This window comes from Paenibacillus sp. 1001270B_150601_E10, assembly GCF_015558675.1.
Classification (GTDB): Bacteria; Bacillota; Bacilli; order Paenibacillales; family Paenibacillaceae; genus Paenibacillus_B.
Genome location: NZ_JADMOL010000003.1, coordinates 170,534 through 182,741, shown reverse-complemented (window position 1 = coordinate 182,741; position 12,208 = coordinate 170,534). Strand labels below are relative to the sequence as shown.

The 12,208-nt window shown below is 48.2% G+C and carries 9 protein-coding genes; all 9 read left to right on the top strand.

The genetic code is table 11. The features are described from left to right. The first annotated feature begins 54 nt into the window (after positions 1-54). The 9 genes from cls (at position 55) to I2H74_RS09490 (ending at position 11,985) form a co-directional block, all read left to right on the top strand. Entirely contained in the window at positions 55-1,566 is a 1,512-nt protein-coding gene (gene cls, locus I2H74_RS09530) for a cardiolipin synthase (RefSeq protein ID WP_195573729.1), read from the top strand. Positions 1,567-1,801: 235 nt separating this feature from the next. Beyond that, positions 1,802-2,464, top strand: a complete 663-nt coding sequence (sdaAB, locus tag I2H74_RS09525; protein WP_195573728.1) for an L-serine ammonia-lyase, iron-sulfur-dependent subunit beta — start codon at positions 1,802-1,804, stop codon at positions 2,462-2,464. Positions 2,465-2,566: 102 nt separating this feature from the next. After that, positions 2,567-3,457 (top strand): L-serine ammonia-lyase, iron-sulfur-dependent, subunit alpha, encoded by an 891-nt coding sequence (gene sdaAA / locus I2H74_RS09520; RefSeq protein ID WP_195573727.1) that lies wholly within the window; start codon positions 2,567-2,569, stop codon positions 3,455-3,457. A gap of 462 nt (positions 3,458-3,919) precedes the next feature. Further along, positions 3,920-4,987 (top strand): type 2 isopentenyl-diphosphate Delta-isomerase, encoded by a 1,068-nt coding sequence (gene fni / locus I2H74_RS09515; protein ID WP_195573726.1) that lies wholly within the window; start codon positions 3,920-3,922, stop codon positions 4,985-4,987. Positions 4,988-5,276: 289 nt separating this feature from the next. Continuing rightward, entirely contained in the window at positions 5,277-5,840 is a 564-nt protein-coding gene (locus tag I2H74_RS09510) for an ECF-type riboflavin transporter substrate-binding protein (protein ID WP_195573725.1), read from the top strand. Between the two features lie 48 nt (positions 5,841-5,888). Then, positions 5,889-7,598, top strand: coding sequence for an ABC transporter ATP-binding protein (locus I2H74_RS09505; protein ID WP_195573724.1), 1,710 nt, complete (start codon positions 5,889-5,891; stop codon positions 7,596-7,598). Continuing rightward, the gene (locus I2H74_RS09500; protein ID WP_195573723.1) at positions 7,595-8,422 is read left to right on the top strand and encodes an energy-coupling factor transporter transmembrane component T family protein; all 828 of its coding nucleotides are present in this window, start codon (positions 7,595-7,597) and stop codon (positions 8,420-8,422) included. Before I2H74_RS09505 ends, I2H74_RS09500 begins: the two co-directional genes overlap by 4 nt. Before the next feature lie 287 nt (positions 8,423-8,709). Further along, positions 8,710-10,488, top strand: coding sequence for a methyl-accepting chemotaxis protein (locus I2H74_RS09495; RefSeq protein ID WP_195573722.1), 1,779 nt, complete (start codon positions 8,710-8,712; stop codon positions 10,486-10,488). A gap of 141 nt (positions 10,489-10,629) precedes the next feature. Further along, the gene (locus tag I2H74_RS09490) at positions 10,630-11,985 is read left to right on the top strand and encodes a sodium-dependent transporter (protein ID WP_195573721.1); all 1,356 of its coding nucleotides are present in this window, start codon (positions 10,630-10,632) and stop codon (positions 11,983-11,985) included. Positions 11,986-12,208: the final 223 nt, after the last annotated feature.

The window sequence follows — 12,208 nt, the reverse complement described above, 5'->3', positions numbered from 1 at the left end:
ATGGTTTGAACAACCTCACAGTCACAAAGTTCTAGGGGAGAGAGGAAAACAATTATGAGAAGAGCGGTCCAAGTTAGCATCTTTGTTATCTTGCTCTTGTTTCTCGGTTACTACGTAAACGATACGTTTGGCAAGTCTATTACCGGAGTCTTAAGTGTGATGACGAGCCTTGCTGTGGTTACGATTGCAATCATTATTTTTATGGAAAATAGGCACCCATCCAGCACAATGGCATGGATGCTTGTCCTTGCCCTCGTGCCAGTGGCAGGCTTTATTTTCTATATTTTATTCGGTCAGAACTACTACAAGCGTCGGTCCTTCGATAAGAAGAAGCGGCGCGACAAGTTCAGCTACGCTTTTGTAAGCAAGGAGCAAGTGCCGGTTCATCCCGAGCTTGCATCCTATACCGATGATCAGCATTTAATGTTTCAACTCACTCAGCGTATGAGCCGTTGTCCGGTGACCTTCAACTCGGAAACGGTGGTGCTCACGAATGGTCAGGAGACGTTCTCTGCGCTGTTAAACGAACTGAAAAAAGCAAAGCATCATATTCATATGGAATATTACATTTACCGCGATGATGAGATTGGCAGAGACATTCAGCGCATTTTGATTGATAAAGCCCGCGCTGGGGTTGAAGTTCGCTTTATGTATGATGCCGTAGGGAGCCTTCACTTGAAAAAGCCGTTTCTAGAGGAGATGCGGAACGCAGGCGTGAAGGTTGCTGCATTTGGTCCTGTGAAGCTTCGTATGTTCTCTAACCGGGTCAATTACCGCAATCATCGTAAAATTGTCATTGTCGATGGTTCCATCGCCTTCATGGGTGGACTTAATGTCGGAGATGAATATTTAAGCCGGAGTAAAACGTATGGCTTTTGGCGAGATACACATATGCTTGTTCGCGGGGAGGCCGTTCAGACTCTGCAAATGATCTTTTTGCAGGATTGGCGCTACCTGACTAAGGAGCATGTGATTGGCTCACGTTACTTTGTAAGCATTGCGCCTGACCGCGAGCATAAGGGCGCTGTACAGATGATTCCAAGCGGCCCTGATCAAGAGTTTCAGACGATGAAAAATTTATTTTTCTCCATGCTGACCTCTGCTAAGGAATCGATTTGGATTGCGACGCCTTATTTTATTCCCGATGAGGATATCTTTACAGCATTGAAGGTTGCGGCTCTTTCGGGAATCGAGGTCAAGCTGCTGTTCCCTGCGAAGCCGGACAAGTGGATTCCTTTTCTCGCCTCTCATTCGTACTTCCCTGGGCTTATTGAGGCAGGTGTTAAGATTTATGAGTATGAAAAAGGCTTTCTTCACTCCAAGCTCGTTATCGTTGATGGGGAGATGGCAACCATAGGTACAACTAATATGGATATGCGCAGCTTCTATTTGAACTTCGAGGTAAACGCTCTTCTGGTTCGAACGGAAAGTGTGGATCGCCTGATTCAGGACTTTGAACGAGATCTCCAATCGGCAACGCGCATCCAAGAAGAACAGTTTCTGAAGAGAAAGATCCGCATTCGATTCCTGGAGTCGGCAGCGAGGCTACTATCTCCATTGCTCTAAGAATGTGTTGATATGCGAAAATAATTTGTCTCCATATGGAAGACAACTGTCCATTTGTTCAGATGGGCAGTTGTCTTCTTTTTCATGCATAAAATAGGTGGTTAGAGTCTTGACTTTCCATTAATAATTTCGCATGCTTTACTTAAATATGTCTTTGGTAAGTGGACACTTTCTGGCGTACAATAGGAAGAGCGAGTTAAGCGACTTGGAATGATTTAGGATGGGGGCGGAGCGGATGAAATACCGCAGTGTATTCGATATTATCGGGCCAATCATGGTGGGGCCCTCGAGCTCGCATACGGCAGGAGCGGCGAAGATTGGCCGTCTTGCACGCAGCATCTTCGGTCGTCAGCCGAAAAAGGTGCACATTTCTTTATATGGCTCCTTCGCTGAGACCTACAAAGGGCATGCGACGGATGTCGCTTTGATCGCTGGCTTGCTGGATTATGATACGAATGATCCGAGACTTCCTGAAGCTCCGAAGTACGCGGAGGAAGCAGGAGTCGAGATCGAAATTACAACCGAAGAGGCGGTTCCAGAGCATCCTAACACGGCTCGAATCCGCATGATGGATGGGGCAGATGAGATGGAGGTTGTTGGCATTTCGATCGGCGGAGGCAAGGTGGAGATCTGTGAGCTGAATGGCTTCCAGCTTAATCTGTCCGGGCAGAGCCCAGCAATTCTTGTCGTGAATCATGATCGATATGGTGTTATCGCTAGCGTAACGGAGATTCTCAGCAAGGAGAAGGTCAACATCGGCAACATGCGTGTTTCTCGTAAGGAAAAAGGAAAAATGGCGCTCATGGTCATTGAGACCGATGAGACGATGGATGAATCGATCTTAGCCGAAATTCGTGTTCTGCCAGGCGTAGAGCGCGTGCTTCGAATGGAAGACTAATGAGTCTAGCCTCCTGAAGGTTTGGGCTTAGATATAGAACGTTAGTGGATAAAGGACCTGTGCAATTGGACATAGGTCGCGAATAAAGGAGGGAGCGCTTACATGTTTCGGAACGTAGCAGAATTAGTGGCGCTGGCGGAGGAGAAAAACTGTTCGATTGCCGAAATTATGATCGAACAGGAGATCAAGGTGACAGGGCGGAGCCGCGAACAGATTCGCGAGCAGATGGGCCGTAATCTTGATGTAATGGAGCAGGCGGTTGAGCGTGGTTTGCAGGGGGTGAAGTCTCATTCAGGGCTGACAGGCGGCGATGCCGTGAAGCTTCATCATTATATTGCTCAGGGAAAAGGATTAAGCGGAGACACCATTCTGGATGCGGTGAGCAAAGCAGTGGCAACCAATGAAGTCAATGCGGCGATGGGAATGATCTGTGCAACACCAACTGCAGGGTCAGCTGGCGTTGTACCGGGGGCATTGTTTGGGCTTCGCGATAAGCTGAACCCGACACGCGACCAGATGATTGATTATCTATTCACATCTGGAGCCTTCGGCTTCGTCGTAGCGAACAATGCCTCCATTAGCGGGGCAGCCGGTGGCTGCCAAGCAGAGGTAGGCTCGGCTGCAGGAATGGCAGCCGCTGCGATCGTAGCGCTGGCTGGAGGAACGTCGGAGCAATCCGCCCATGCGATGGCGATCGCCTTAAAGAATCTGTTAGGGCTCGTATGCGATCCCGTAGCAGGTTTGGTGGAAGTACCTTGCGTGAAGCGGAATGCGATGGGAGCCGCGGTAGCGATGGTCGCAGCCGATATGGCCCTGGCCGGCATCACAAGCACGATTCCTTGTGATGAAGTGATCGAGGCGATGTTCCGCATTGGGCAGACGATGCCTACTGCGCTTCGCGAGACGGCGCTTGGTGGCCTTGCAGCAACACCGACAGGCAAGCGCCTGAAGAAAGAAATTTTCGGCAAGCAGCAGGAGTCTTCAACATCCTAAAGATGCAAGTGAAGCTTGTGGCATAAGGCGTAAGGATATCATCTTAGTTATTTTTATATGAAATAGATATACAGTAAAAGCAGAAAGGCTGCCCTTGAAGGAGGATGAAGATCCGGTAGGGCAGTTTTTTTGTTGGCTTATAGGCTCATTTAGTTTATATAGGCTCATTGAGAACGTGAAAATGAATGCTGTTCACGACTTGTCGTCTTTAGATATGTAATAGCCTTGAGGAGATTGAGTCATTTCCATCACAGCTTTTGGAGCCTTTCCATTATCGCAAAATTTTCAAACAATGGTTCGTTTCAATCATGCACTTATGATATGCTATGCTGAGATATAAAAAGGAAATAAGATGAATTTTTGTTTGCAGTACGAGAGCCTGGGCCGATAGCGGGATTGATTCACTGTATATCGGTTAACGATAGGAATAGATGATTTCGCAGCAGAAAGGAGAGTTGCAGGATGCCGCAGCATGAAGGGACGAACCCATCCCATGAAGAAGCGTTGGGACAGATCGAACGACGCAAAGCGGACCATATTCGCATTTGCCTAGAAGAAACCGTACAGGCTGCAGGAATTACGACAGGGCTGGAGCGTTATCGATTTATGCATCAGGCCTTGCCGGAGCTTGATTTTCAAGAGATTGATATTAGCAGTTCATGGTTTGGTATTCCTGTAGATACCCCATTTCTGGTTAGCTCCATGACAGGCGGCAGCGAAGGGACGGATCGAATCAACCTCAGACTAGCTGCTATTGCAGAGGAACGAGGCTGGGCCATGGGGGTAGGCTCTGTTAGAGCTGCTGTTGAGAACCCGTCGCTCGCCTCTACTTTCAAACTAAGAAATGTCGCGCCGACGATTCCGTTATTCGCGAACATTGGCGCGGTGCAGCTGAATATGGGAATGGGAGTAAAGGAGTGCGAGCAGGCGGTAGATATTGTAGAGGCGAACGCCCTTATCCTTCATCTTAATGCGCTGCAGGAAGTATTCCAGCCTGAAGGGGATGTGAACTTTAGTCAGCTCCTTTTTAAAATAGAAGAAGTATGCCGCAAGCTATCCGTACCAGTCGGCGTAAAAGAAGTGGGCTGGGGCATCGCAGGCGACACAGCAAGACAGCTGGCGGATGCAGGCGTATCCTTTATTGATGTTGCCGGAGCGGGAGGAACCTCGTGGAGCCAAGTGGAGAAGTTTCGCAGCCATCATGCCGTGCAGCGTCGTGCGGCAGAAGCCTTTGCGGATTGGGGCATTCCTACGGCGGTCAGTGTACAAGCAGTTAGACAAGAGCTGCCTGACCTTAAAGTGGTTGCAAGCGGTGGCATTCGCCATGGCGTGGATGCAGCGAAGTCTATTGCTCTTGGAGCCGATGCGGTTGGCTTCGGGCGCTCATTGCTTCAAGCAGCCGTATCGTCTGAGGAAGAGGTTAATGATGTGCTGAAGCAGGTGGAGCTTGAGCTTCGCATTGCAATGTTCGGAGTTGGTGCTCGAACGATTCGCGAATTGCAGCAGACCAAGCGGTTAATCAAGATTTAACCGATGGTCAGATCATTATTAAAAATGAAGATGACACTGGTCCATTTTGATTTTACGGATGGATAAATGATCGAGGCTGTTCCTAGAACAGTTTCTTTTTTGGACAAATCCTCATTAATTAGGTATGAAAACAATGATTTTATACTAGTTATAGTAGAAAGCGTTTGTTTTTAAGTAAATATGTAAAATAAAACCTGTATCCATAGTATGGAAAAACGATTATATTATCTGTATATTATAATCCTAACCATGCTAGAACGTTCGGATTTATAGGGGGGAGATGACGTTCATGTCTAATTCTAAAATTAACTTTTCAACGAAGACGGTCGTTGCGATCGGCATCGGCGCGGCCTTATACGGCCTTCTTGGAAGCATTTCGATTCCGGTATTTACGCAAACCGCCCTTCGTCCAGCCATCGCGATCCTGACTATTTTCGGTGCGATGTTTGGTCCTGTCGTGGGGCTCTTGAGCGGTGCAATCGGACATATTATTACCGACCTCATCTGGGGTGGCGGTACGATTTGGTGGACATGGGTAGCTGGATCTGCGCTTTCTGGACTTGGGATGGGTCTTGTGTATATGAAGGCTTCGTTCAATGTAAATGAAGGGCGATCAAAGAGCTCTGATCTGTGGTTCTTGGGGATCGCAGGTTCTCTTGCCATGGCTATTGGCTATGGCGTATCCAGTATTCTTGATATTTATTTGTATGGAGAGCCGCCAGTGAAGATGCTTGCACAGTTCCTTTGGGCAACAGGAGCTAACGTTGTTGTGCATCTCGTGCTTGGTGTTCCAGCAGTGGCGGGGTTAATCAGCCGCAATCGTAAAAATTCAAATTTGAAAGTGTTGAAATAAAGGGTTAACAGTTTGGACTGCAAGTAGATAGGAGCGATGAGAAAGAACATGACTGAACCGATTATTTCGTTTAAAAACTTCTCGTTCCAATATCGCAGCTTGTCGGAGCCCACGTTAAAGGACATCAATCTCGAACTTTTCCCAGGGGAAAAGATCTTGATTGCTGGTCCGAGCGGTTCCGGCAAGTCTACTCTAGCCCATTGCATCAATGGGCTAATTCCATTTACGTATACAGGAACGATTACAGGGGAGTATCAACTGAAGGGCAAGCGTCCTGACGAGCTGAGCATCTTTGAGATTAGTCAGAGTGTCGGCACGATCCTACAGGATCAAGACGGGCAGTTTATCGGATTGTCGGTAGGCGAGGATGTTGCGTTTGCTTATGAAAACGAATGCATGCCTACGTCTGAGATGAAAGAGCGTGTTGTCTCTGCGCTGGAGATTGTCGACATGCTGGACTTTGTCGATCATAGTCCGCATGATCTATCAGGTGGGCAGAAGCAGCGCGTATCTCTTGCAGGCGTTCTATCTATGGACGTGGACGTGCTGCTCTTTGATGAGCCGCTCGCGAATCTTGACCCGGCTAGCGGCAAGCATGCGATGGAGCTGATGGAAGAACTCCATCAGCAGCACAATCAGACGATGATCATTATAGAGCATCGAGTGGAAGATGTGCTGGAGCAGCCGATTGACCGCATTATCGTCATGTCGGAAGGACGAATTGCAGCAATTGGCACACCGGACGAGCTGTTGTCATCGTCCGTTATGCAGGAGTACGGCCTTCGTGAGCCGCTTTATATTTCGGCTCTTAAATATGCAGGCGTCCACCTTCAGCCTGAAGACCGTCCTTCTGAACTAGAAGGACTAAGTCAGCGCATGGCAATCAAGGACAAGCTCGATACATGGCTTGATACCGCTGATCATAAGACGGATGATACTCATCCGTCGCCATTGATCTCTATGCAGGATGTCCGCTTTTCCTATGACGGGGAAGAGGAGGTCATACGCGGGATCACGCTTGAGATTGGTCAAGGTGAACGCATTGCACTGCTCGGCAACAACGGTGCAGGCAAGTCTACGCTTTCGCATCTCTTGACAGGCATCGTGAAGCCAAGCGCTGGCGAAATCTATTTTCGTGATGAGCGCATTAACAAATGGTCGATTAGGCGAAGAGGCAAGCACATCGGTTATGTGATGCAGAATCCCAATCATATGATTACGCAGCAGATGATTGCCGATGAGATCGGCCTTGGCCTTCGCATGAAGGGAATGCCTCAAGATGTGGTGCGAGCGAAGGTGGAGGACACGCTGCGTATTTGCGGCTTATACGGTTATCGGAATTGGCCTATCTCGGCTCTAAGCTATGGACAGAAAAAGCGAGTGACGATTGCTTCCATTCTTGCCATGGAGCCTGAGCTTATGATTCTGGATGAGCCTACTGCCGGTCAGGATTATAAGCACTATACAGAGTTTATGGACTTTATCGTGTCCTTGGCGGACAGAGGGATGTCGTTCATGTTCATCACACATGACATGCATCTTGCCTTGGAGTATACCGACCGTGCCTTCGTGCTGCATGACGGGACTTGTATTGCAGAAGGGGATACCTCATCCGTGCTAACGAATCTAGAGGCGATTCAACGGGCCAACCTGAAGGAAACATCCTTAGGGATTCTTGCGCGGGAAGCAGGTCTACAAGCTCCTGAAGCTTTCGTACGTCGATTTATTCAGCATGAAAGGAAGGGAAGACGTACATGAGCAAGTCAGGAATGCTGTATGTGGACAAGGACACGCTGTTCCATCGCATGGACGGAGCGGCCAAGCTGATCGTGTTTGCGGTATGGACGGTCATTGTATTTTTATTCCAAGACTTAAGAGTGTTTGTTCCGTTATTTTTTGCTGGTCTTATTTTGTTGTTTACCGCGCAGATTCCTTATAAACGGATTCGGTTGTTAGTGTGGGTTATGATCGTGTTCAATCTGTTTAACTCGATCTTTACGCTATTGATAACGCCGTCGTACGGCAGTGAAGTGACAGGTACAACCACGGTTGTCATGGACCTTGGCTACAATGTTCTTACGCTGGAGACGATTTTTTATGTGCTGACCTTAACGATGAAATACATGTCGCTCATGCCGATCACGGTGCTGTTCATCTTCACGACACACCCTACTCGATTTGCGAGCAGTTTGAACCGCATTGGCGTTCCATACAAGATAGCTTATGCATTCAACATCGCATTTCGCTATGTGCCCGATTTGCAAGCAGAGTTTCGGAATATCTCCAATGCGATGCAGGCGAGAGGCATGGGCTTTGGCAAGGGAGAAGGAAGCATTGGCGATCGGGTGAAGCACTTTATTTCCATTGCAATCCCATTGGTTCAGTCCTCCCTCCACCGTATCGAGGTGGTATCGAATGCGATGGATCTAAGAGGCTTCGGACGTCATCGGAAGCGTACATGGTATTCTTCGACGACGTGGCGTCGTGCAGATTATGTGATTGCTTTGCTTAGTGTTGCAGCCATTGTTGCGGCAATAGCGATTAGATTAAGCGGCTTTGGACGCTTTTGGTATCCGTATTAAAAGATCCAGATCATTGCATAAAAGGATCATTTCGAATAGTCTGGTGTCAGCATAAGCTGGCACCTTTTTGCCGTATAGGCATTGAAGAAGGGGAGGATTGATTGCATGAATCCCCCTATTAATTCCATTGATTAATGGTGCACAATCTGTGAAAAGACCTGATGATATTGAAAGGAGTTAGATCAAAAAGTGTAGAGGTAAGACATATCCTCGTTTGTTCATACCATTCTGAAACGGGTATTGAGCTTATCAGCTAGAACGTGTACATCATAGAAAGGATGACGGATATGAAGCAAATACATAAGGGAATCGACTATATGGTTCAGCGTTCCATTAAGACTAAGTTTATTACGCTCATGCTGATTTTGGTTTTTGGTTTTACCATTACGGGAGCAGGGTCCTACATCCAATCCACGAAGCTCATTGGTGGCCTGAATGAGCTCTATCACGAGCAGATGCAGTCTGTCGTGCTTACAGAGAAGATGATGGTATCCTTCAAGCAGGCATCAGTGTTCTTGGAACGCATCTTGGAGACCGAAGATGCTTCAGCGGTCAGCTGGCATCGAGATGATTATCGCAAGCAGATGGATCAACTGGATAAGACTTATGCTCAATTTTTGGAGGAGCATCATGATCAGAAGCCTCAGCTTGAAGAAATGCAAACAGCGCTGACCTCCTTTAAGAACGTTGCTGATCGATTAATTGAATCGATGGAATCCAATCATATTCAGAAAGCTAAACGGCTGTATGATGAGGAAGGCCGCTCGCTTGAAAATGTAGTCTTTCGCCATATGGAGAAACTGGAGAAGGATAATTTGGACCAAGCTTCTCTTATGCACGACAAGCTGACAAATGATGCAGGCGGTCGCCGCTTCATTATTATTATCCTCTATGTTTTGCTGCTCCTTCTTAGTGCAGGGGTGTGCTACGGCATTATGCTATCCATTGAAAAGCCGATTGATGCTTTGCGGTCACTAATGGCGCAAGCTGCCGCTGGAGACTTGACAGCAGAGAGCCGTCGGTTTGTCCATCATGAGATGGGGCGAATCTCGACAAGCTACAATCAGATGCTGGGAGGTCTTCGTCAGCTCGTCCTGCACTTGAAAGGCGCTACCGATCAACTCATCGATGGGATCGGCAGTATTGCGGAATATACGGTGAAGTCCCACTCTGCTTCAGAGGAAACGGTTCGAACGATGCACCAGGCTGAGCAGGGTGCGGTCAAGCAGCAGCAGGCCACGGAAGAAACGAGTCGTGCGATGGAGGAAATGGCAAGAGGCATTCAGGACATTGTATATGCCTCAGGCGCCATCATGGAGATCACTAATGAAGCGAGTGACCATACGGAGAGCGGAACGGGCCAGATGCAGCAGGCCATGAATGAGATGGAGGTGATGAATGCTTCCGTTCAGGCCGCTGTGGAGAAGGTGCGGCAGCTTCATGTCCATTCCGATTCGATCGGTAAGATTGTATTGATGATCAAGGACATCAGCTCACAGACGAACCTTCTCGCAATTAATGCTTCCATTGAGGCTGCACGAGCTGGCGAGCATGGGCGAGGTTTCAGTGTAGTGGCAGATGAAGTGCGCAAGCTTGCGGAGCAATCTCATATTTCCACACAGCATATTGAAGAGCTAATCAAGCAAATCCAGCAAGATACGAACCAGACCGTTGAAGTGATGAAAGATGTTCATGCGCACGTCCTTACGGGACAGCAGGCAGTGGTATCCGCAGGAGACACCTTCATGGAGCTCAAACAGCGGATGAAGCACATCGTGGAGCAGATGGAGAATGTATCCGCATCGACGGAGGAGCTGAGTGCAGGATCAGAAGAGGTAGCAGCCTCGGCTGGAGAGGTATCCATAATAGCGAGTCAATCCTCTCAAGATATTCGAGAGGTGACGAATAAGACGCAGGATCAGCTGGACGCAATGAGCATGATCTCTCAAACAATGGACGAGCTTTATGAGCGTGTATACAGCCTTGAGCAGTATGTCAATCAATTTCAAATGGAATCCACAACCTCAGGGGATAATGAACAAGTAACGCCAGCAGAAGGAGAATAGCAGTAAGAAATTACCTTGGAACTCGAACCCCTTCGTTGTTTAAAATGGGTGTTATATTTATGCGGAAAAGGTTATAAAACACCAAGCCAGAAGCAAGCCTAACTTAACATCCAATTTACTGGGGAGTGGAAAGAAAACAACATGTCTAGTCAGAAATCATTGGAGCAATCAGCCAGCAAATCGGGTTCTCCGGAACGCTTTAGTTCTGCTGGTTTTATACTGGCCGCAATCGGAAGCTCGGTCGGTCTTGGTAACATGTGGAAATTCACCTATGAGACAGGCGCTCATGGCGGAGGAGCCTTCTTCCTGCTGTTTGTGATTTGCTTGCTGCTCGTCGGTCTTCCTGTGCTTTTGGGGGAGCTTGCCATCGGCAGGGCTGGACGCGGAGATGCCGTTCATTCCTTTGCCAAAGTTACGGACAAGAAGTGGTGGGGAGTATTCGGGTTTATCGGCGTCCTGGCAGCCTTTCTCATTATGACCTATTACAGCACTATTGCTGGATGGACGCTTCATTACACCGTCCAATCGTTGACTGGGGCGCTATATGAGAATGCGGATTACACAGCGACCTTCAATCAATTTACGGGCAGCATGGCGCCGATCTTTTGGCAGATCGTAGTGATGCTGATAACAGGCTTCGTTATTGCTCGCGGGATCTCTAGCGGCATTGAGCGCTTCAACAAGATTGTGATTCCCGGTCTTTTGATCATCCTAGTCATTATGCTTGTCAGAACGCTTACGCTCGACGGGGCAGCAGAAGGGATTCGCTATTTTCTTTACCCGGACTTTTCAGAGCTTGACTTCAAATCGGCCTTGTCAGCGCTTGGTCTTGCCTTCTTCTCGCTATCGCTTGGGATGGGCGCTATGCTTACGTATGGTGCATATGTAGAGAAGCATCAATCGCTGCCTGCTGCAACGCTTGCGGTTGGAGCGGGGGATCTGGCGTATGCCCTTATCGCCGGCTTGATCATTTTCCCGACGATCTTTACCTTTGGCATTCAGCCAGATGTCGGACCAGGCCTTGTCTTTGTAGCACTGCCTGCCGCATTCGCCTCGATGCCGCTTGGCAGCTTGTTCGGAGGTTTGTTCTTTATCCTGCTTGCCATAGCTGCGATCACGTCTTGTCTTGCTCTCATTGAGGTGCCGGTTGCCTTTGTCATGAGAAAATGGAAGCTTACTCGTCCGAAAGCAACTATCCTAATTGTTCTACTCATGTACGTCATAGGCCTTCCTTGTACGCTCGCTGCGGGCGGTGTCTTGTCTGATGTGCTGGTGGGCGGCAAAAATTTGTTTGACTGGGTTGATTTCATCACGATGAATATCATGCTGCCGTTAGGCGGATTATTCGTGACACTCGTTGCAGGTTATGTGTGGAAGCAAGCTGGAGAAGAGACGGGGCTTAAGCGTAAGTCCTTAAAGATATGGGCTTTTATAATGAGATTTCTAGCCCCGATTCTCATCGTGCTGATCTTCTTGTCCTCGATTGGACTGATTTAACGGGTGAACGGTGAATGCCTCCTTGCTCTGATTAAGAGCTTAAGAGAGGCATTTTCCTATCATGATGGGTGCTATAAAGGAATGGTTGCAAACGGAAGCAACCCTAGCCGTCCGGTCAGTAACAGCTAGGGTTGCTTCTTCGTTTATCAATGAAAAAGGGGAGAATGTCATGCTACTTACTATTCACCACTTTAGAGCGGCATGAAACAGCTCTCGCGAAAAC